This window comes from Streptomyces sp. NPDC053542 (assembly GCF_044544685.1).
Classification (GTDB): domain Bacteria; phylum Actinomycetota; class Actinomycetes; order Streptomycetales; family Streptomycetaceae; genus Streptomyces.
Map to the genome: position 1 here is coordinate 312,786 of NZ_JBITXL010000005.1, position 19,732 is coordinate 332,517.

Annotated in this window: 18 protein-coding genes and 1 pseudogene; 8 read left to right on the top strand and 11 right to left on the bottom strand. The window is 72.0% G+C overall.

Translation table 11 applies throughout. The features are described 5' to 3' along the window. Window positions 1–26: 26 nt before the first annotated feature. Entirely contained in the window at window positions 27–935 is a 909-nt protein-coding gene (locus ACIGXO_RS16325) for a Cof-type HAD-IIB family hydrolase (RefSeq protein ID WP_399786322.1), read from the bottom strand. 79 nt (window positions 936–1,014) lie between these two features. Between ACIGXO_RS16325 and ACIGXO_RS16330 the strand changes: the two genes are divergently transcribed. The 3 genes from ACIGXO_RS16330 (at window position 1,015) to ACIGXO_RS16340 (ending at window position 3,659) form a co-directional block, all read left to right on the top strand. Next, window positions 1,015–1,923, top strand: a complete 909-nt coding sequence (locus ACIGXO_RS16330; RefSeq protein ID WP_399786325.1) for an LLM class flavin-dependent oxidoreductase — start codon at window positions 1,015–1,017, stop codon at window positions 1,921–1,923. Window positions 1,924–2,141: 218 nt separating this feature from the next. After that, window positions 2,142–3,041 carry a zinc metalloprotease HtpX gene (htpX, locus tag ACIGXO_RS16335; protein ID WP_399786328.1) on the top strand — a complete coding sequence of 300 codons (900 nt, stop codon included), beginning with the start codon at window positions 2,142–2,144 and terminating at the stop codon, window positions 3,039–3,041. Between the two features lie 54 nt (window positions 3,042–3,095). Continuing rightward, the gene (locus ACIGXO_RS16340) at window positions 3,096–3,659 is read left to right on the top strand and encodes a hypothetical protein (protein ID WP_399786331.1); all 564 of its coding nucleotides are present in this window, start codon (window positions 3,096–3,098) and stop codon (window positions 3,657–3,659) included. A 95-nt stretch (window positions 3,660–3,754) separates the two neighbouring features. On the opposite strand, the gene ACIGXO_RS16345 is transcribed toward ACIGXO_RS16340, so the two are convergent. The 4 genes from ACIGXO_RS16345 to ACIGXO_RS16360 form a co-directional block, all read right to left on the bottom strand. Next, entirely contained in the window at window positions 3,755–4,210 is a 456-nt protein-coding gene (locus tag ACIGXO_RS16345; protein ID WP_399786334.1) for a hypothetical protein, read from the bottom strand. Window positions 4,211–4,226: 16 nt separating this feature from the next. Next, complete coding sequence (locus ACIGXO_RS16350) at window positions 4,227–5,219, bottom strand: MerR family transcriptional regulator (protein WP_399786337.1); 993 nt, start codon at window positions 5,217–5,219, stop codon at window positions 4,227–4,229. 235 nt (window positions 5,220–5,454) lie between these two features. Continuing rightward, window positions 5,455–7,254: an SDR family oxidoreductase gene (locus ACIGXO_RS16355; protein ID WP_399786340.1), complete on the bottom strand. Its 1,800-nt coding sequence runs from the start codon at window positions 7,252–7,254 to the stop codon at window positions 5,455–5,457. Continuing rightward, entirely contained in the window at window positions 7,251–8,111 is an 861-nt protein-coding gene (locus ACIGXO_RS16360) for a M24 family metallopeptidase (protein ID WP_399786343.1), read from the bottom strand. The genes ACIGXO_RS16355 and ACIGXO_RS16360 overlap by 4 nt, the downstream gene beginning before the upstream one ends. 183 nt (window positions 8,112–8,294) lie before the next feature. Between ACIGXO_RS16360 and ACIGXO_RS16365 the strand changes: the two genes are divergently transcribed. The 4 genes from ACIGXO_RS16365 to ACIGXO_RS16380 are packed head-to-tail and all read left to right on the top strand — an operon-like array spanning window position 8,295 to window position 12,027. Continuing rightward, window positions 8,295–9,386, top strand: coding sequence for an ABC transporter ATP-binding protein (locus ACIGXO_RS16365; protein ID WP_399786346.1), 1,092 nt, complete (start codon window positions 8,295–8,297; stop codon window positions 9,384–9,386). After that, window positions 9,379–10,290 (top strand): ABC transporter permease subunit, encoded by a 912-nt coding sequence (locus ACIGXO_RS16370; protein ID WP_399786349.1) that lies wholly within the window; start codon window positions 9,379–9,381, stop codon window positions 10,288–10,290. The genes ACIGXO_RS16365 and ACIGXO_RS16370 overlap by 8 nt, the downstream gene beginning before the upstream one ends. A gap of 49 nt (window positions 10,291–10,339) precedes the next feature. After that, a complete protein-coding gene (locus tag ACIGXO_RS16375) occupies window positions 10,340–11,251 on the top strand; it encodes an ABC transporter ATP-binding protein (protein WP_399786352.1) in 912 nt (303 codons plus the stop codon). 47 nt (window positions 11,252–11,298) lie between these two features. Continuing rightward, window positions 11,299–12,027 (top strand): ABC transporter permease, encoded by a 729-nt coding sequence (locus ACIGXO_RS16380; RefSeq protein WP_399786355.1) that lies wholly within the window; start codon window positions 11,299–11,301, stop codon window positions 12,025–12,027. Window positions 12,028–12,052: 25 nt separating this feature from the next. Here ACIGXO_RS16380 and mltG read toward each other — a convergent pair whose 3' ends face one another. Further along, the gene (mltG, locus tag ACIGXO_RS16385; RefSeq protein WP_399786358.1) at window positions 12,053–12,919 is read right to left on the bottom strand and encodes an endolytic transglycosylase MltG; all 867 of its coding nucleotides are present in this window, start codon (window positions 12,917–12,919) and stop codon (window positions 12,053–12,055) included. A gap of 34 nt (window positions 12,920–12,953) precedes the next feature. On the opposite strand from mltG, the gene ACIGXO_RS16390 reads away from it, so the two are divergent. Beyond that, window positions 12,954–13,967, top strand: coding sequence for an adenosylcobinamide amidohydrolase (locus tag ACIGXO_RS16390; RefSeq protein WP_399786361.1), 1,014 nt, complete (start codon window positions 12,954–12,956; stop codon window positions 13,965–13,967). Between the two features lie 35 nt (window positions 13,968–14,002). On the opposite strand, the pseudogene ACIGXO_RS16395 reads toward ACIGXO_RS16390, so the two are convergent. The 5 genes and pseudogenes from ACIGXO_RS16395 to pheA form a co-directional block, all read right to left on the bottom strand. Beyond that, window positions 14,003–15,106: pseudogene (locus ACIGXO_RS16395) on the bottom strand (CynX/NimT family MFS transporter); the annotation flags it as partial. Between the two features lie 125 nt (window positions 15,107–15,231). Next, on the bottom strand, window positions 15,232–15,942 hold the full coding sequence (locus ACIGXO_RS16400; RefSeq protein ID WP_399786364.1) for a FadR/GntR family transcriptional regulator: 711 nt from the start codon (window positions 15,940–15,942) through the stop codon (window positions 15,232–15,234). A gap of 103 nt (window positions 15,943–16,045) precedes the next feature. Then, complete coding sequence (locus ACIGXO_RS16405) at window positions 16,046–16,873, bottom strand: HAD family hydrolase (protein ID WP_399786368.1); 828 nt, start codon at window positions 16,871–16,873, stop codon at window positions 16,046–16,048. Then, window positions 16,870–18,147, bottom strand: a complete 1,278-nt coding sequence (gene serS, locus ACIGXO_RS16410; RefSeq protein ID WP_399786371.1) for a serine--tRNA ligase — start codon at window positions 18,145–18,147, stop codon at window positions 16,870–16,872. The genes ACIGXO_RS16405 and serS overlap by 4 nt, the downstream gene beginning before the upstream one ends. 641 nt (window positions 18,148–18,788) lie before the next feature. Beyond that, on the bottom strand, window positions 18,789–19,715 hold the full coding sequence (pheA, locus tag ACIGXO_RS16415) for a prephenate dehydratase (protein WP_399786374.1): 927 nt from the start codon (window positions 19,713–19,715) through the stop codon (window positions 18,789–18,791). Window positions 19,716–19,732 lie beyond the last annotated feature (17 nt).

Below are 19,732 nucleotides of genomic sequence, written 5' to 3' on the forward strand. Positions count from 1 at the left end.
CGGTACTGGTGTGCGGCGCCGCCGGGTCAGCCGCCGGATCGTTCCTTCAGCAACTGGTCGATCAAACGTTCGATGACGAGAGCGACGCCGTCTTCGTTGTTGGCCGCCGTGCGGTGGGTGGTGGCGGACAGTACGTCCGGATGCGCGTTGGCCATGGCGTACGACGTACCAGCCCAGGTCAGCATTTCGAGGTCGTTCGGCATGTCCCCGAACGCGACCACCTCGTGCGGGGCGATGCCGCGTTCGGCACAGCAGCGGGCCAGCGTGCCGGCCTTGCTGACACCCGCGCCGCTGATCTCCAGCAGCGCGGTGGGGCTGGACCGGGTGAACGACGCGAGGTGGCCGGCGGCCTCGCGGGCCAGCGCGAGGAAAGCGTCCGGGTGCAGCTCGGAGTGGTGGGCGAGGAGCTTCAGTACGGGCTCACCGGCCTTCTCGAACTCCTCGCCGAGCAACTTCTCGACGGGCGCGATCAGCGCGGCCGGATCGAGGTGGAACGGCGGGTACTGCGGCTCGTAATGGATGCCGCCGGTGCGCTCGACGGCGAACGACGTACCCGGCGCCGCGGCGCGCAGCGACTCGACGACGCCGAGCGCCGCGCCCCGCTCCAGCGCGCGGACCTCGACGATGCGGCGGCCGCGGTGCAGGTCGACGACGGCGGCGCCGTTGGCGCAGATCGCCAGGCCGTGCCCGTGGACGTGGTCGCTGACGACGTCCATCCAGCGGGCCGGCCGGCCGGTGACGAAGAAGACCTCGATGCCGGCCTCCTCGGCGGCGGCGAGCGCGGCGATCGTACGGTCCGAGACGGTCTTGTCGTCGTGCAGCAGGGTGCCGTCGAGGTCCGTGGCGATCAGCCGGGTGCGGCGGCCGGGCAGCGCTGGCTCGGCGGCGGGATCGTCTGTCACAGGGCCATCAGTCACCAGGCCATCTTCCCGCATATGCGCGCACAGGCGTGCGTTGGGTCGCGCGCATGAGCTTTACGGGCTTCCGGTCCCTGTCCACCGTAGGCTCGGTGACATGCGACTGAGCACCGTGATCCTGCCCGTCCGCCGCTGGTCCGAAGGCGGGCGGGAGGTGTGGCAGCGCGCCGAGGAGCTGGGCTTCCACGCCGCGTACACCTATGACCACCTCTCCTGGCGGGTGCCCTTCCGGGACGGGCCGTGGTTCGGTGCGGTGCCCACGCTGACCGCGGCCGCCGCCGCGACCTCCCGCCTGCGGCTGGGCACCCTCGTGACCTCCCCCAACTTCCGGCACCCGGTCACCCTCGCCAAGGAGCTGATCTCGCTCGACGACATCAGCGACGGCCGGATCACGCTCGGCATCGGCGCGGGCGGCAACGGCTTCGACGCGTACGCCCTGCTCGGCGAGGGCGAGGAGCCGTGGACGCCGCGCGAACGCGCCGATCACTTCGCCGAGTTCGTCGCACTGCTGGACCGGCTTCTCACCGAGGACGCGGTCACGTACGACGGCGAGCACTACAAGGCGCATGAGGTGCGCAACGTCCCCGGGTGCGTGCAGCGGCCGCGGCTGCCGTTCGCGGTGGCGGCCACCGGGCCGCGCGGGCTGCGGCTGGCGGCGCGGTACGGCCAGGCGTGGGTCACCACGGGCGACCCGAAGGTGTCCGCCGCCGGCACGCCCGAGCAGTCGCACGCCGCGATCGCTGGGCAGATCGAGAAGCTGGGCACGGCGTGCGAGGCCGTCGGCCGGGACGCCGGGAAGCTGCCGAAGACCCTGCTGACCGGCTTCACGCCGGACCGGCCGCTGGACTCCGTCGACGCGTTCGTGGACTTCGCCGGGCGCCATGGCGAGCTGGGCATCGACGAGCTCGTCCTGCACTGGCCGATCGACGGCACGATCTTCGAGGCGGACCTGTCGGTGTTCGAGCGGATCGCGACGGAGGCCCCGGCACAGCTGACGGCGGCCTAGGGACGCCGGCGGGCGAAGGCCGCTGACGGCGGCGAAAGGCCGCTGCGGGCGGCGAAAGGTCGCTGAGGGCGGTGCAGGGGCCGGGAGCGCCCGGTGCCAGGGAGATGATCACGGCCCTTTACCCCGTCAAGAGGAACCAAAGGGGAATCAAGAGGGAGAATCGGGGCAGAGGCGTCGTCGCACGGGTGGACGGCTGGACCGTCCGGCTGGAGGACCTCATGGCACAGACCCGATTCGCCCCGGACCGCGGACTGACCTCGCGCATGGTCATGACGATGTTCTTCATCGGCCTGCTGTACGTCGTGGTCGTCGGCGTGCTGGTGGTGCTGCTCAAGGGCGCATGGGTGTTCGTGCTGGTGATCTCCGGCGCGCTGTTCATCGGGCAGTTCTGGTTCAGCGACCGGATCGCCGCGTTCGCCATGGGCGCGCGCGAGGTCACCCCCGAGCAGGCACCCGAGCTGCACGGCGCCGTGGACCGGCTGTGCACGCTCGCGGACATGCCCAAGCCGAAGGTCTGCATCGCCGACAGCGACGTACCGAACGCCTTCGCCACCGGGCGCAACCAGAAGAACTCCCTGATCTGCGCCACCACCGGGCTGCTGCGGCGGCTGGAGCCCGAGGAACTGGAGGGGGTGCTCGCGCACGAGCTGTCGCACGTCGCCCACCGCGACGTGGCGGTGATGACCATCGCCTCGTTCCTGGGCGTACTGGCCGGGATCATCACCCGGGCGGCGCTCTGGAGCGGCGTGGGGCGCAGCAACCGGGACAACAATGCCGCCCTCGCCATCGTGATCGTCACGGCCGTCAGCGCGGTCGTCTACGTCATCAGCTTCCTGCTCACCCGGCTGCTGTCCCGCTACCGCGAGCTGTCGGCCGACCGGGCCGCCGCCCTGCTCACCGGGCGGCCGTCCGCGCTGGCCGCCGCGCTCACCAAGGTCACCGGCCAGATGGCCCGGATTCCGACCCGCGATCTGCGCAAGGCAGAGCCGTTCAACGCTTTCTACTTCGCCCCGGCGTTCTCCAAGGAGAACGCGGTCCAGCTGCTGTCCTCCCACCCGACGCTGGAACAGCGCCTGGACCAGCTCGGCCGCATCTCCGCCCAGCTGGGCCGCCCGTGAGCCGGGCCGGGGCGGCACCGCCTCGCCACTCCGCCAGCCTCTAGGAGTCACCGCATGGGTTTTCTGGACGTGATCCTCGGCCGCACCAAGGCGGTGCGCCCCGACCTCGACCAGCTCTTCGCGCTGCCGTCCGCCGCGATCACCCTGCAGGCCGCGACCGGGTTCACGCCGACCGGCCGGGGATCGGTCTGCTTCGCGAGCGTCGAGGGCGGCGCGTTCGCCCGCATCCGGGCCGATGTACGGGCGCTGCTCGGCCCGCCGGTGGAGTTCAGCCAGGACCAGTACGGCTACACCTGGATGCTCGCCCGGCACGCCGCCGACGACACCGCGGGCCTGGTCAACGACCTGCACGCGGTCAACACCTCGCTCCAGGAGGCCGGCTTCGGGCCGCAGCTGCTCTGCTCGCTGATCGGCTTCCGCGATGAGCGCGACCGCTCACTGGCCCTGGTCTACCTCTACAAGCGCGGCACGTTCTATCCCTTCGCCCCGCTCCCCGGATCCGGCGAGAAGCGCGACAACCCGCTCGAACTCCAAGTACGGTCCCTGCTCGCCGACGACCTGACCGTGGAGAAGGACCTGAGCCGCTGGTTCCCGGTGTGGGGAGCCCCGGGGCTGTAGGGGAGACCTGCGGAGGCAGGGAGACCTACGGAGGTACCTCCGCGTGCCGGATGTTTCACGTGAAACGGACGGCCCGTGTCATCCGGGCAGTGCCCTCACCGCACACGGGAGCTGAGCCACGGCGTCAGGCCGGGCCCGGTGACCAGTTCCTTGTACGTCTCGTCGCCGGGGAGCGGCACCACCAGCCACCAACCGGGCGGAAAGAAACGGCCCTTGACGTGGGCGAGGTCGCCCAGCACGGCGTGCAGAAAGGCCGGGACGGCATCGCGGGGCAGGTCCTGGAAGGGGATGTCCTCGACGGTGACGGTGGCGTCGTCCTCCGGGAAGACCTCGACCGCGATGCGCGGTGACCCGCCGGACAGTTCGACGTACGCCTCGTGCGGCAGCGAGCCGTCCGGGTCGGCGACGGCGAACGCCCCGGCGGACAGCCGGCGGCCCGAGCGGTCCGCGCCGATGTCGTGGGTCACCTCGATGTCGCGGCCATGCGCGCGGGCGGCCTCACGAATGGCGCCGACGACGGCTTCGGTGCTGGGCAGACGAGGGCGGTCCATGACACCGATGGTCTCATCAGCCGGACTTCGCGGGGGCGTTGTCATCGGGACCGGACCCCGGGCCGCCGGAACCCGGGCGGTCGGTGTGCGTGCGGTCGGCGTGCGTGACCAGGGAGTCCATGCGGCGGGCGCTCACCTCGCGGTCGGTGGCCGCGGCGATGAAGGCCGCGACGCCCGCCGGACCGACGAGGTCGCGGACGGACTGCACCGTCGCGGCCGGCAGCGGCACCTGCTCGGCCGCGGCGGCCTGCCGCTCCGGGGTCTCGCTGTGCAGCTGATGACGGAGATAGCGGCCCGCCAACGACCGCATCGCGCGCGCCAGTTCGGCGTCCACGGTCTGCTGGGCCAGCGGCCGCAGCCGGCGAACCAGGCCCGCCGCCTCCTCCGCCTCGGCGTCGCTCGGCGGGTGGTCGAAGTACTGCTGGAAGACGTGCTCGGTGGTGAAATCCAGGAAGCGCGAGGCTATGTGCTCCACCTGCACCCGCAGCTCCCGGAGATGACCCGAGATCGCGGGCAGCGGTACACCCGCGGAGTGCAGCTCGGCCGCGACCGCGAGCTCCTGCGGGCTGGGCACGAGGAACTCCTCCGGGCTGCCCGGGACCGGCTCCAGCACCCCGAGCTCCACCGCGTCGGCCACCGCCGCCTCGTCGGGGCTGCCGCCGAAGGCCGCGTCCAGCTCCTCGCGGGAGATCCGGCCGGCCTCCTCGTCCGTCCACGGCCCGTCGAGCTCGGCGACCAGGCCCAGCACCCCGCTCAGCCCCCGCCCCGCGTCCCACGCCTCCAGCAGGTCCTTGATGCTGGCCAGGGTGTACCCGCGGTCCAGCAGGTCCGAGATCTGCCGCAGCCGGGCGAGGTGCGCGTCGGCGTAGACGTTCGCCCGGCCCCGGCGCTCCGGCTTGGGCAGCAGCCCACGGTCCTGGTACGCGCGGATCGTACGGACCGTGGTGCCGCTCCGGTGCGCCAGCTCCTCGATGCGGTACTCGGCCGCGGGGCCGTGCTGCTCGGTCAATGCGGTGCTCCTCACGAGATGGCCGCGCGCCCGCCGTGCCCCCGCGGCCCGGACGGCCGGGGAGTACGCGCGGTACCGGGCGGCCCTGCGCAGCGACCCTTCCTGCGAGGGATGGTACGACCGCGTGCGGCGGCGCGGTAACGCCCCGGCCGACTCCCGCCACCCCGGCTCCGGCCCCTCCGGGCCGGCCGTGCCCCGCAGGCACCGGCCCCTCCGGCCGGGGCCACGACGACGCCTACAGCGGCTCGATCCGGGCTATCGCGCGCAGGGCCCGCGGGGCGAAGCGGGACAGGGCACGGGAGCCGCGCGCCTCGGGAGTGACCGGCACGACCGCCTGATTGCGGACCACCGCGCGCAGGATGGCGTCGGCGACCTTCTCCGGGGGGTAATTGCGCAGGCCGTAGAGGCGCGCGGCCTTGGACTGGCGGCGCCGCTCCTCCTCGGCCGAGACCCCGGCGACGTGCGAGGTGGCCGTGATACTGGTGTTCACCAGGCCGGGGCAGATGGCGCTGACCCCGATGCCCTGCCCGGCCAGCTCGGCGCGCAGGCACTCGCTGAGCATCAGCACGGCCGCCTTGGACGCGCTGTACGCGGAGAGCGTCCTGGAGGGCTGGAACGCGGCGGCCGAGGCGGTGTTGACGATGTGACCGCCCTGGCCGCGCTCGGCCATCTGCCTGCCGAATATCCGGCAGCCGTGGATGACGCCCCAGAGATTGACGTCCAGGACCTTCTTCCAGTCCTCGGAGGTGGTCTCCAGGAACGAGCCGGACAGGCCGATGCCGGCGTTGTTCACCAGGACGTCGACCGTGCCGTACTCGGCGGCGACCTTCTCGGCGAGCTTCTCCATGGCCGCCTCGTCGCTGACGTCCACCGCCTCCGGCCAGGCGGCGCCGGCCCCGATCAGCCGCGCCAGATCCGCCGTACGCGCCGCTCCCTCCGCATCGCGGTCCACCGCGACCACCCGCGCGCCGGCCTCGGCGAACGCGAACGCCGTGGCCCGTCCGATGCCGCTCGCCGCGCCGGTCACCAGCACCAGGCTGCCGCCGAACCGGTCCGCGTACCGTCCGCGCGGCGCCGCCTCCTTGGCCGGATCGCCCTCCTCCTTGGCGGTGACGAACTCCTCGATCCAGGCGGCCAGCTGGTCCGGGCGGGTCCGCGGCACCCAGTGCTTGGCGGGCAGCGTGCGGCGGGTGAGCTGCGGGACCCACTGCTCCAGCTCGTCGTACAGCCGTTCCGACAGGAAGGCGTCGCCGGTCGGGGTGATGAGCTGGACCGGGCAGTGCGCGAACGCGTCCGTGCGCGGGCGGCGCAGCCGGGACCGGACGTTGTCCCGGTACAGCCAGGCGCCGTGCGCGGCGTCGGTGGGCAGGGACGCGGTCGGATACTCCCCGGCCGGGACCTTCTCGACGCGCTCCAGGATCTTCGGCCAGCGCTTGCCCAGCGGGCCCTTCCAGGCCAGCTCGGGCAGGACCGGGGTGTGCAGCATGTAGACGTACCAGGACTTGGCGCCCTGGTTCAGCAGCTGGGCCGCGCGGCGCGGGGTGGGCCGGACCATGCGCTTCTTGATCCAGTGCCCGAAGTGGTCCAGGGACGGGCCGGACATCGAGGTGAAGGACGCGATCCGGCCCTGTGTGCGCTCGACCGTCGCGAACTCCCAGGACTGCACCGAACCCCAGTCGTGCCCCACCAGATGGACGGGCCGGTCCGGGCTGACGGCGTCGGCCACCGCCAGGAAGTCGTCGGTCAGCTTCTCCAGGGTGTACCCGCCGCGCAGCGGCTGCGGCGCCGTGGACCGGCCGCAGCCCCGGACGTCGTACAGCACCACATGGAAGCGCTCGGCCAGCGGCGGCGCGACCCGCGACCAGACCTCCTTGCTGTCCGGATAGCCGTGCACCAGCAGCACCGTGGGCCGCGACGGATCACCCAGCTCCGCCACGCACAGCTCCACGCCGCCCGTGCGCACCCAGCGCTCCCGCGCGCCCTCGAGTCCCGTACTCACGATCGCTTGCCCGCTCTCACCACGTGCCCTGCTCACGCCGCCTTCTCCTCCTGCCAGCGCCGCACATGCGGCAGATCGTCGTCCAGCCAGAAGGCGCTCTCCTCGGGGTCCTTGGAGTCGGTGACGACCAGGATCTCCTCGAACTTCGCGCCGGTGCCCCGGAATCCGAGGTGCGGTTCGACCGCCCACAGCCCGGGCTGCGGCGGATGGTCGGAGAAGCGGTACGGGCTCCACAGCGGGGACCAGCCGTCGCGGTGACCGTGCAGCGCGTCGGACGCCAGGCCCTTGAGCGACTGGGTGCCGAACCCGAACAGCGTGGGCGACCAGCGGCGTTCACGCACGCGGTCGACCTTGTGGGCGATCACGCCGAAGGGGTAGGCACGGTGCCTGTTCGCATACCCCTGGCGGACCATGAGGCGCTCGACGTCCTCGTAGATCTCGCGCAGCGACCGGCGCTCGCGCACCTCACGCAGGATCAGCTCGCGGTGCGCCTCCAGGTCGGCCAGCAGCCGGTCGTGCAGCGGGCTGAGGCCGAGGCAGCCGGAGTACCCGATGTCCGCCGTACAGCCCTTGTACACCGGAGCCATGTCGAGGATGAAGGGCATCCCCGGCTCCAGCACCCGGTTCGTCGGGAAGAACTGCAGGGGGACGCGGAAGTTCACGAAGGCCGTGCGGTCGCCGAACCAGGCGAAGGGCAGGTGGAACCAGTCCGTGACGCCCCGCTCGCGCAGCCAGTGGCGCTGCATGCGGGCCGCCTCGCGCTCGGTCACCCCCGGCCTCAGCTGCGCGGCCACCGCTTCGGCGCAGGCGTACGCCAGCCGCTGCACCTCCCTGAACCCGCTGAGCTCCGCGGCCCGGCTCCTGGTCACTGTCGTGGTCGCTGCTGTGGTCATCGCCAACCGTTCCGTCGCGGTACGTGCGCGTAACTTGACACTGATGAATGTGACAATGGTCGGCGGCTGCGTCAAGGGTCCGTCGCCGGCCTGTGGAAAACTCCTCAGACCCGTGCATGATCCTCTACGGGCCACTACGCCTGGAGGCGGACGGACATCCAGCCGTCAGGGGTGACGCCCGGTGTGGCGAGCGCCACTACCGTCGATCGCGTGACTGTGATCGCGACCGAAAGCCTCAGCAAGCGGTTCCCGCGGGTGACCGCCCTGGACCGGCTCTCCGTTGACATCGCCCCCGGCGTGACCGGCCTGGTGGGTGCCAACGGCGCCGGAAAGTCCACCCTGATCAAGATCCTGCTGGGCCTGTCGCCCGCCAGTGAAGGCACCGCCGCGGTCCTCGGCCTGGACGTGGCCACCGAAGGCGGCGCCATCCGCGAGCGGGTCGGCTACATGCCCGAGCACGACTGCCTGCCACCGGACGTCTCGGCGACCGAGTTCGTCGTCCACATGGCGCGGATGTCCGGGCTGCCACCGACCGCCGCCCGGGAGCGGACCGCCGACACCCTGCGCCACGTCGGCCTCTACGAAGAGCGCTACCGCCCCATCGGGGGCTACTCCACCGGCATGAAGCAGCGCGTCAAGCTGGCCCAGGCGCTCGTCCACGACCCCCAGCTGGTCTTCCTGGACGAGCCCACCAACGGCCTGGACCCGGCGGGACGCGACGAGATGCTCGGCCTGATCCGCCGCGTCCACCGCGACTTCGGCATCTCCGTGCTGGTCACCTCGCACCTCCTCGGTGAGCTGGAGCGCACCTGCGACCACGTTGTCGTCATCGACGGCGGGAAGCTGCTGCGCTCCTCGGCCACGGACGAGTTCACCCAGGCCACCACCTCGCTCGCCATCGAGGTCACCGACTCCGACGCGCACCCGGACGGGCTGCGCGCGCTGCGCGAGGCCCTGACGGCCGCCGGTGCGGTGACCGGTCCTGCGGCCGGCCCGGGCGAAGGGCACCCGGCCGCGACCGGCCGCCTCCTGTACGTCGAGGCCGCCGGCGAGGAGACGTACGACCTGGTCCGGGACACCGTCGCGGAGCTCGGCCTCGGTCTGGTCCGCATGGAGCAGCGCCGGCACCGCATCGCCGAGGTCTTCCGCGACCGCGACCACGAGGCCGCCCACGAGGGCGGTGAGGGCGACCGCGCCGCCGCCCCGGCCCGTACGGACGCCACTGCGCGCACCGCAGCCCCCGAAGCAGCCCGAGCAGGAGCCCCCGATGCCTGAGTCCACCACCGCACCCACGGGCGGCCCGGGCCCCGCCGCCTCCATCCACGACATCGGCTACCGCCACTACGACGGCGCCCGGCTGGGACGCGCGTACGCCCGCCGCTCGCTCTTCTCCCAGAGCCTGCGCGGCGCCTACGGGCTGGGCCGCTCGGCGCGCACGAAGGTGCTGCCGATGATCCTGCTGGGGGTGATGTGCGTACCGGCCGCGATCCTCGTGGCGGTCACGGTCTTCACCAAGGCGCACGATCTGCCCCTGGACTACACCCGCTACGCGGTCTACCTCCAGGCGGTCATCGGCCTCTTCCTGGCCGCGCAGGCACCCCAGTCGGTCTCCCGCGACCTGCGCTTCAAGACCGTGCCGCTGTACTTCTCGCGGCCGATCGAGCGCGGCGACTACGTGGCGGCCAAGTACGCCGCCATGAGCGGCGCACTGTTCCTCCTCACCGCCCTGCCGCTGCTGATCCTGTACGTGGGCGCGCTGCTGGCGAAACTCGATTTCGCCGAGCAGACGAAGGGATTCGCCCAGGGCCTGGTGTCGGTGGCCCTGCTCTCGCTGCTCTTCGCCGCGATCGGGCTGGTCATCGCCGCGCTCACGCCGCGCCGCGGCTTCGGTGTCGCCGCCGTCATCGCCGTACTGACCATCCCGTACGCCGCGGTCAGCGCCATCCAGGGCATCTCCTTCGCCCAGGGCAACACCGAAGTCATCGGCTGGCTGGGGCTGTTCTCCCCGATCACCCTCATCGACGGCGTGCAGAGCGCCTTCCTGGGCGCGACCTCGGCGGCCCCCAACGGGATCGGCCCGTCCACGGGCGCCGGATTCGTGTACCTCCTCGTCGTGCTGGCCATCATCGTCGGCTCGCTCGCCCTGCTGATGCGCCGCTACCGAAAGGCCGGACTGTGACGCCCAACCCGTCGCCCACCACCACCCTTCGAAGGAATGGGCTGCGCCCATGAGCACTGTTCGGATGCAAAACGCTTCGCGCTGGTTCGGAAATGTCGTTGCCGTCAACGACATCACCATGACCATCGCGCCCGGAGTGACCGGTCTGCTCGGCCCCAACGGCGCGGGCAAGTCCACGCTGCTCAACATGATGGGCGGCTTCCTGGCGCCCTCCAGCGGCACCGTCACGCTCGACGGCCGCACCGTCTGGCGCAACGAGTCGATCTACCGCGACATCGGCATCGTGCCGGAGCGCGAGGCCATGTACGACTTCCTCACCGGGCGCGACTTCGTGCTGGCCAACGCCGAACTGCACGGCCTCGGCCGCAAGGAGGCGGCCCGCGCGCTGGCCACCGTCGACATGGAGCACGCGCAGGACCGCCGCATCTCCACGTACAGCAAGGGCATGCGGCAGCGCGTGAAGATGGCGTCCGCGCTGGTGCACGAGCCGTCCGTGCTGCTGCTCGACGAGCCGTTCAACGGCATGGACCCGCGCCAGCGCATGCAGCTCATGGAGCTGCTGCGGGGGATGGGCGACGAGGGCCGCACCGTGCTGTTCTCCTCGCACATCCTCGAAGAGGTCGAGCAGCTCGCGTCCCACATCGAGGTCATCGTGGCCGGCCGGCACGCCGCCTCCGGTGACTTCCGGCGGATCCGCCGGCTGATGACGGACCGGCCGCACCGTTACCTCGTACGGTCCGACGACGACCGGGCGCTGGCCGCCGCGCTGATCGCCGACCCCTCGACGTCCGGCATCGAGGTCGACCTCGAAGAGGGCGCGCTGCGCATCCAGGCCGTCGACTTCGGCCGCTTCACCACCCTGTTGCCGCGCGTCGCCCGCGACCACGGCATCCGGCTCCTCGCCGTCTCGCCTTCAGACGAGTCGCTGGAATCGGTCTTCTCCTATCTCGTAGCGGCCTGACGCCGTACCGAAGCGGTCGCATACGACCTGAAAGGAGCCCTGACGCGATGTCATCGCTCGTCCACCCCACCGTCGCCCGGCTGACCTACCGGGCGCTGCTCGGCCGCCGCCGCGCCGCCATCCTCTTCGCGCTGCCCGTCCTGCTGCTCGTCATCGCCCTCGCCGTACGGGCGCTGACCGGCGCCGACGACACCACGGCCAACACCGTCCTGGGCAGCTTCGCGCTGGCCACGATGGTGCCGCTGATCGGTGTGATCGCCGGCACGGGCGCGATCGGACCGGAGATCGACGACGGCTCGGTGGTGTACCTCCTGGCCAAGCCCGTACGGCGGTCGACGGTCATCGTCACCAAGCTGCTCGTCGCGATCGGCGTGAGCGTCGTCTTCTCCGCCGTGCCCGTCCTGATCGCGGGCTTCGTGCTGAACGGCAACAGCCAGCAGCTCGCGGTCGCCTACGCGCTCGCCGCGGCGGTGGCCTCCGTCGCCTACAGCGCCCTCTTCCTGTTCCTCGGCACGGTCACGCGGCACGCCGTCGTCATCGGGCTGGTCTACGCGCTGGTCTGGGAAGCGGTCTTCGGGAGCCTCGTCCCCGGGGCGCGCACCCTCAGCGTCCAGCAGTGGGCACTCGCGCTGGCCCAGAAGGCGGGCGCCGAGGGGGCGGTCACCTCGGAGGTGGGCCTCGTGCCCGCCGTCGTGCTGCTCGTCGTGGTCACCGGCGCGGCGACCTGGTACGCGGCCCGCCGGCTCAAGTCGCTGACGCTGGCGGGGGAGGAGTAGTACCGGCGGCCCCGAAGGGCGGCGCCTACCGGTCGCTCTGCTGGGCTTCGTTGAACTCCCGCACGTTCTTGCGGTGTTCCTCGTAGTCGGCGGTGAAGCGGGTGTCACCCGGCGCCACGGTCACGAAGTACAGCCAGTCGCCCTTCGGGGGCGAGATCGCCGCCCGCGTCGCGTCCTGCCCCGGATTGCCGATCGGCGTGGGCGGCAGCCCCTTGTGCCGGTAGGTGTTGTACGGGCTGTCCGTACGGGTGTCCGCGTGGCTGGTGCGCAGAGTGGACCGGCCCAGCCCGTAGTTGAGTGTCGAGTCCATCTGGAGCGGCATGCCCTTGGCGAGCCGGTTGCGGATGACCCGGGCGACCTTGCCCATGTCCTGCGGGGTGTCCGCCTCCGCCTGTACGACGGAGGCCACCACGACCGTCTCGTACGCGCTCAGGCCCCCGGGGCGGGCCGTCGGCGGCAGGCCGTCCGCCGCGTACTTCTGGCGCGCGGTGTTCACCATGAAGGACAGCAGGCCCCTTGGAGTGGTGTCCTCGTCGACCGGATACGTCGCCGGGTAGAGGTACCCCTCCGGGTTGCCCTTCGCCTCGGCCGGCAGCCGTAGCCGCTTCGCCGGATTGCGGGCCGCAGCGGCCTTCTTGGCGGCCTTCTCGGTGGTCCCCGGGGCCACGCGGAGCGCCTTGTCGACGGCCGCGTACGTCTGCGAGGCCCGCCTGCCCTCCGGGAGCGTCAGCTTCTCGGGACGGCCGGGACTCCCGTCCCCGGGGAGCAGCACCAGGAGGAGGACGAGGCCGACGACGAGGACGGCGCCCCCTGTCAGGAGAAACCGCGCCCTCCGGGTGAGGCGTGCGCGGCGGCGGCCACCGGAGTGCTGCGTATCGTGCACATCGCTCATGAGGGCACGGTAGGCCAGACCGTAGGGTGCGTGGGTGACCACGCTCATCCCGCCGCTCCCGGTGCGCACCGTGCGGCACCGCGACACCACGGACGGCCGGACCCTCCCCGCCCTCTTGTGGCGACCGGGCCCGGGCCACCGGATGATCTCCAGCGCGGTGCTCGGCGGCGGCATCGGCGCCCGCTCCTGGGTACTCAACGCCCAGGTCGCGCACGGCTATACGCGCCGCGACCCCCAGGCGCACCTCGCGGAGATCGCCGCGGCGGCCGGCGCGACGGGCCCGGGCGTCGGCATGATGACGGCCGCGGACATCCTGCGCACCCGCTCGTCGGCATACGACGGGGGCGCACAGGCGCTCGTCACGGCGGGAACCGGCGTGCACGGCTGGGCCGCTGACACGACACCGGGCGCCGCGGTCACGACACCGGAGGCCGCGGACGCGACACCGGGCCCGGCGGTCACGACACCGGGCGCCGCGGACGCGACACCGGGCGCCGCGGACGCGACACCGGGCGCCGCGGACGCGACACCGGGGGCTGCGGACGCGGCACCTGGCGCCGCCGAAGCCCCGTACCGCCCCGGCACGATCAACATTCTCGTCACGCTGCCCGTGGCGCTGAGCGACGCCGCGTTGGTCAACTCCGTGATGACGGCGACCGAGGCGAAGGTGCAGGCGCTGCTCGACCACGGCCTGGACGCTTCGGGCACACCTACGGACGCGGTGTGCGTCGCCGCCCGAGTACCGCTACCGGTGGAGCCCGTTGAGGAGTTCGCCGGGCCACGCTCCCTCTGGGGCGCGCGGCTGGCACGCGCCGTGCACGAGGCGACGCTGCGTGCCTTGATACAGGAGCGCGGCGGCTCCCCCGGGGAGGCCGCCGCGCCGCTACAGGAAGGTCAGGCGCCGATCCGCCGGTCCCGCCCCGCGCCCAGCCCCAGCAGTACCAGCGCCGCGCAGACCACGAGCAGCAGCGTGATCGGCAGCGTCCAGCCGCCCGTCGCCTGGTGCACCGCGCCCAGCGCCAACGGGCCCACGGCGGCGAGCAGATAGCCCCACGTCTGCGCCATGCCGGACAGCCGCGCGGCGGTGTGCGGATCGCCGGCCCGCAGCACCATCATCGTCAGCGCCAGGCCCAGCGCCCCGCCCTGCCCGATGCCGAGCAGCGCCGCCCACACCCACGCCCCGGCCACCGGGGCGACGAGCAGGCCCGTGCAGGCGAGCGCCATCAGCAGCGCGACGCACGCCGCCAGCAGCCGCTGCCGCCGCATCCGCCCGGCCAGTACCGGCACCACGAAGGAACCGGCCATCTGCACCAGCGTGCTGAACGCGAAGACCAGTCCGGCCTGCGCCTTGTCCATTCCGTGGTCGGTGAAGATCGTCGGCAGCCAGGCGATGGCCACGTAGGCGATCAGGGACTGTGAGCCCATGAAGAGCGTGACCTGCCAGGCCAGTGGTGAGCGGCCGAGCTTCGGGCCGGTCTCGACGCTGTGCTTCGGGGACGCGGCGGCCTCCCCGTGCCGCGCGCCGCGTCGCGCGACGACCACCTGCGGAATCCACACCAGCGCGGCCACCGCGGCGAGCAGCCCCCAGGAGACCAGCGAGCCCTGCCAGCTGCCGAGCGCGTTCTCCAGGGGCACGGAGGTGGCCGCCGAAACGGTCGCCCCGAGGATCATCGCCGTCGAGTACAGCGCGGTCATGGGCGCGGCCCGGTCGGGGAAGTCCCGCTTGATCAGACCGGGCATCAGCACGTTGAGCAGGGCTATGGACCCGCCGACCAGCGCACAGCCGGCGAACAGCGCCACCAGGGGCGGCGCGACGCGCACCACGATGCCGGCGCAGAGCAGTACGAGCGCGCTGAACAGCACGGTCTCGGTACCCCAGCGCCCGGCCAGCTTCGGCGCCACGTAGGAGCCGAGCCCCATGAAGACCAGCGGGATCACGGTGACCAGGCTGCCGGTGGTCGCGTTCAGCCCGAAGTGCTCGCCGATCTCGCCGAGCAGCGGCGAGACGCCCGCGAGCGCGGCCCGCATGTTGAGGGACGCGAGGACGATGCCGAGGAGGAGCAGCGCGGGGTGCGTCCGCAGCCGGCGGCGGGCGGCAGCGAGCGGGGGCGCGGGGGCGAGGTCCTCTTCGGCGTCGATCAGCGGATCGATGCCGGTCGGCGGGGCTTCGGGGCTGGTCCCGGGCATGGTGGGGTGACTCTCCTGTCGGTGGGTGCGGTCCGGTGCGGTACGCGTGGGGCGGGCAGGGCCTGCGTACGAGCGGCGGGGCGGGTACGTCAGGCAGTACGGCTCAGCGTCCGGCGAGCAGTGGCTCACCGTCCGGCGAGCAGGGCCTCCACCGCGCGTTTCGGCCGGTCCAGCAGCGTGCGGGCGGCCGCCTCCGCGGCGTCCGGGTCGCCCGAGGCGATCGCCTCCAGGACGTCGTGGTGATCGCCGTGCAGGATCTGCGGCATCTCCCGGTCGCCGAGCCCCGAGACGAGCGCCTCGCGCACGGAGCTGCTGAACCATTCGTACGTGGCGCTCAGCGCGGCGTTGTGCGCGGCGGCGACGACGGCCCGGTGGAAGGCGACGTCGTGGTCGGCGTACTGCTCCAGGCTGTCGGCCAGGGGTTGGCCCTCCGCGTCCTCCAGCGCGCGCTGTGCGTCCAGCGCGGCCCGCATCCGGTCCAGGTCCGCCGGCTCGTGCCGCGAGGCCGCGAGACGGGCGGCCTCGGCCTCCAGCGCGATGCGTACTTCGAGGACGTCCCGTACGCCCGACCGCTGGATCCCGCGCATGACGGCGGCCGGGTCGGCGGCCGAGACGACGAAGGTGCCCTCGCCCTGGCGCGACCGCAGCATCCCCGCGTGCACGAGGACGCGCACGGCCTCGCGCACGGTGTTCCGCCCCACCTGCAGCTGCTCGGCGAGCGCGTGCTCCGTGGGAATGCGGTCGCCGACCTGCCACTCCCCGGCGGTCAGCTGCGCGCGGAGCGCGTCGACCACGGTGTCCACCAGTGACTGCCGACCCGCGGCCTGCAACGCCATCCCCGCTCCTCAGTCCAGTCCGTAGTTCCCCGGTTGCCCAGTCATCCTACAAGCGGCGGTGCGGGGAGCTGCCCACAGCTTGCTGTGGGCGACTCCGACCGGCTCACGCCGTCAGGAAGCGCCCCAGTACCGCCGCGATGCCGTCGTCCTCGTTCGAGGTGGTGATCTCGTCGGCGACGGCCTTCAGCTCGTCATGGGCGTTGGCCATGGCTACGCCGTGCGCGGCCCAGGCGAACATCGGGATGTCGTTCGGCATGTCGCCGAACGCGATGGTGTCGGCGGCCTTGACGCCCAGCCTGCGGGCCGCGAGGGAGAGGCCGGTGGCCTTGCTCAGGCCGAGCGGCAGCAGTTCGACGATCCCGGGGCCTGCCATGGTCACGCCGACCAGGTCACCGGCCACCTCGCGGGCGGCCGCGGCGAGCGCGTCGTCCGAGAGCTCGGAGTGCTGGATGTAGACCTTGTTGATCGGGTCGGCCCACAGGTCGGCCGGGTTGTCGATCATGACGTTCGGCAGCGGGCCCTCGTGGACCCGGTAGCCCGGCGCCACCACGACGGAGCCGTCCAGCCCGTCCCGGCTCGCCGCCAGGTACAGCGGGCCGACCTCCGCCTCGATCTTGGCGACGGCCAGCCCGGCCAGCTGACGGTCCAGCGTCACGGAGGTCAGCAGCCGGTTCTCGCCCGCGTGGTAGACCTGCGAACCCTGCCCGCACACCGCGAGGCCCTGGTAGTCCAGGTCGGCCAGGATGTGCCGGGTCCAGGGCACCGCGCGGCCGGTGACGACGATGTGCGCCGCGCCCGCCGCGGTGATCGCGGCGAGCGCCTCACGGGTGCGCGCCGAGACGGTGTCGTCGGGACGCAGCAGCGTGCCGTCGAGGTCCGTCGCGACGAGCTTGTACGGGAAGGAGGAGGCCGGAGCGGGGCTGAGGGTCACTTGGCGACGGGCTCCAGGACCTCGCGGCCGCCCAGGTACGGGCGCAGCATCTCGGGGACGCGCACCGAGCCGTCCGGCAGCTGGTGGTTCTCGAAGATCGCCACGATCGTGCGCGGTACGGCGCAGAGCGTGCCGTTCAGCGTGGCCAGCGGCTGCACCTTCTTGCCCTCGCGCATCCGGACGGACAGGCGGCGGGCCTGGAACTCGTCGCAGTTCGACGCGGAGGTCAGCTCGCGGTACTTGCCCTGCGTCGGGATCCACGCCTCGCAGTCGAACTTGCGCGAGGCGGAGGCGCCCAGGTCGCCGGTGGCCACGTCGATCACCTGGAACGGCAGCTCCAGGCCGGTCAGCCACTGCTTCTCCCAGTCCAGGAGGCGCTTGTGCTCGTTCTCGGCGTCGTCGGGCGCGACGTACGAGAACATCTCGACCTTGTCGAACTGGTGCACGCGGAAGATGCCGCGGGTGTCCTTGCCGTACGTACCGGCCTCGCGGCGGAAGCACGGCGAGAAACCGGCGTACCGCAGCGGCAGCTTGTCCGCGTCGACGATCTCGTCCATGTGGTACGCGGCGAGCGGGACCTCGGAGGTGCCGACCAGGTAGTAGTCGTCCTTCTCCAGGTGGTACACGTTCTCCGACGCCTGGCCGAGGAAGCCGGTGCCCTCCATGGCGCGCGGGCGGACCAGCGCGGGGGTCAGCATCGGCGTGAAGCCGGCCTCGGTGGCCTGCGCGATCGCGGCGTTGACCAGCGCGAGCTCCAGGAGCGCGCCGATGCCCGTCAGGTAGTAGAAGCGCGAGCCGGAGACCTTGGCGCCGCGCTCGACGTCGATCGCGCCGAGCAGTTCGCCGATCTCCAGGTGGTCCTTGGGCTCGAAGCCCTCGGCGCCGAAGTCGCGGATCGTGCCGTGCGTCTCCAGGACCGTGAAGTCCTCCTCGCCGCCGACGGGGACGTCGGGGTGGACGAGGTTGCCCAGCTTCAGGAGCAGCGCCTGGGTCTCTTCCCTGGCCTCGTCCTGGGCGGCGTCGGCGGCCTTGACGGCGGCGGAGAGCTCGCCGGCCTTCTTCAGCAGCTCGGCCTTCTCGTCGCCGGTGGCCTTGGGGATGAGCTTGCCGAGCGACTTCTGCTCGGCACGCAGCTCGTCGAAGCGGACGCTGGAGGTCCTGCGCCGCTCGTCGGCGGAGAGGAGTGCGTCGACGAGCGCGACGTCCTCTCCACGGGCGCGCTGGGACGCGCGCACACGGTCGGGGTCCTCACGGAGCAGGCGAAGGTCAATCACCCCACCAGGCTACCGGGGCCGGACCGGGCCGCTCGACGCGATATTCCGCTGCGGGGCAATTTGTCCGGTTTAGAGTTGTTTATGTGGTGTTCTGGGAAGGCGGGGAATTGCGGGAAAGAATTCCCGCGGAGTGCCGGACGTGAGCGTCCGTGAAGTCGTCGGCAGGGTGGCGCGGGAGTGGTTCGGAGGTGTCCGCGGGGCGGCGGGCGAGTTTCCCGAAGGGCTGATCCGACCTGCGTGAGCGGGGAGTTGGGGGCCTGTGCACAGCCGGTTGTCCACAGCTCCGGGCTGCTTCGGAAAAGTTATCCACAGGCTGTGCGTTGCTTCTGTGGAAGTCGGAAAGCGGCATCCGTTTCCTGAATCCCGGGCGAAGAAATCCTTGCTGAAACCCCGTTCGGGTACTCTTTCGTGTGGGATTTCCTCGCCCTAAAGGATTGTTCCTGGGAATTATGCTGACGGGCCCCGTGGTGGGCGGCTGTGAGCGCCTGTGGACGGGTGTGGGGTCGGTAGGGCGATTTGTCGACTGTGCGACACCCCGGAATCGACTTGTCCCCAGGTCGAGAACCGAGCCTGTGGATAACTCTGTGGACAAGCCTGTGGGCAACTTGGGGACAACTGAGGGCGGCCTGGAGCGCGGCCGCTCAGGCCCGCCCGTCCAGGCACCGGTTCAGCCAGTCCGTCGCCTCCATGAAGGCGTCGTCGGCGGTCTCCGGGCGGACCTCGGCGGCGACCTCGTCCGCGCGCGGGTAGGAGCCGAGGAAGCGCACGTCCTGGCAGATCCGCTTCAGCCCCATCAGCACCTCGCCCACCCGCCGGTCGGTGATGTGCCCCTCGCAGTCCACGGAGAAGCAGTACTGGCCGATGCCCTCGCCGGTCGGCCGGGACTCGATCCGCATCATGCTGACCCCGCGGCTGGCGAACTCCTGCAGCAGCTCCAGCAGCGCACCGGGGTGGTTCTCGCGCAGCCACAGCACGACCGAGGTCTTGTCGGCGCCCGTCCGGGCCGCCGGCCGCGCGGGCTTGCCCACCAGGACGAACCGGGTCGCCGCGTTCTGCGCGTCGTGGATGTCCGTGACCAGCGGCTCGAGGCCGTACGTGGCGGCCGCGAACTCGCCGGCGAACGCCGCGTCGTACCGGCCCTCCTGCACCAGCCGCGCGCCGTCCGCGTTGGACGCCGCCGACTCCCACACCGACTCCGGCAGGTGAGCGCCGAGCCACTTGCGTACCTGGGCCTGGGCCGCCGGGTGCCCGGTCACGGTCTTCACGTCCGAGAACGCGGTACCGGGCCGGGCCAGCAGCGCGAAGGCGATCGGCAGCAGCACCTCGCGGTAGATCATCAGGTGCCCGCCGGCGGCCAGTTCGTCGAGGGTGGTGGTGATGCCGCCCTCGACGGAGTTCTCGATCGGCACCAGCGCGCCGGCCGCCTCGCCCGCGCGGACGGCGTCCAGCGCGGCGGGTACGGACACCATCGGCACCAGCTCGCGGGTCGCCGCCTCGGGCAGTGTGCGCAGGGCGGCCTCCGTGAAGGTGCCCGCGGGTCCGAGGTACGTATAGCGGCTGGCCGACATCCGGTCACTCCTTCTCC

What these genes read in the sequence shown, in the direction of transcription:
- ACIGXO_RS16360 (WP_399786343.1), bottom strand. Translation starts at nt 8,111, where the DNA reads ATGACCACAGCAGCGACCACGACAGTGACCAGGAGCCGGGCCGCGGAG.
- ACIGXO_RS16325 (WP_399786322.1), bottom strand. Translation starts at nt 935, where the DNA reads ATGCGGGAAGATGGCCTGGTGACTGATGGCCCTGTGACAGACGATCCC.
- ACIGXO_RS16375 (WP_399786352.1), top strand. Translation starts at nt 10,340, where the DNA reads ATGAGCACTGTTCGGATGCAAAACGCTTCGCGCTGGTTCGGAAATGTC.
- ACIGXO_RS16400 (WP_399786364.1), bottom strand. Translation starts at nt 15,942, where the DNA reads ATGGCGTTGCAGGCCGCGGGTCGGCAGTCACTGGTGGACACCGTGGTC.
- ACIGXO_RS16380 (WP_399786355.1), top strand. Translation starts at nt 11,299, where the DNA reads ATGTCATCGCTCGTCCACCCCACCGTCGCCCGGCTGACCTACCGGGCG.
- htpX (WP_399786328.1), top strand. Translation starts at nt 2,142, where the DNA reads ATGGCACAGACCCGATTCGCCCCGGACCGCGGACTGACCTCGCGCATG.
- ACIGXO_RS16345 (WP_399786334.1), bottom strand. Translation starts at nt 4,210, where the DNA reads ATGGACCGCCCTCGTCTGCCCAGCACCGAAGCCGTCGTCGGCGCCATT.
- mltG (WP_399786358.1), bottom strand. Translation starts at nt 12,919, where the DNA reads ATGAGCGATGTGCACGATACGCAGCACTCCGGTGGCCGCCGCCGCGCA.
- ACIGXO_RS16330 (WP_399786325.1), top strand. Translation starts at nt 1,015, where the DNA reads ATGCGACTGAGCACCGTGATCCTGCCCGTCCGCCGCTGGTCCGAAGGC.
- ACIGXO_RS16340 (WP_399786331.1), top strand. Translation starts at nt 3,096, where the DNA reads ATGGGTTTTCTGGACGTGATCCTCGGCCGCACCAAGGCGGTGCGCCCC.
- pheA (WP_399786374.1), bottom strand. Translation starts at nt 19,715, where the DNA reads ATGTCGGCCAGCCGCTATACGTACCTCGGACCCGCGGGCACCTTCACG.
- ACIGXO_RS16370 (WP_399786349.1), top strand. Translation starts at nt 9,379, where the DNA reads ATGCCTGAGTCCACCACCGCACCCACGGGCGGCCCGGGCCCCGCCGCC.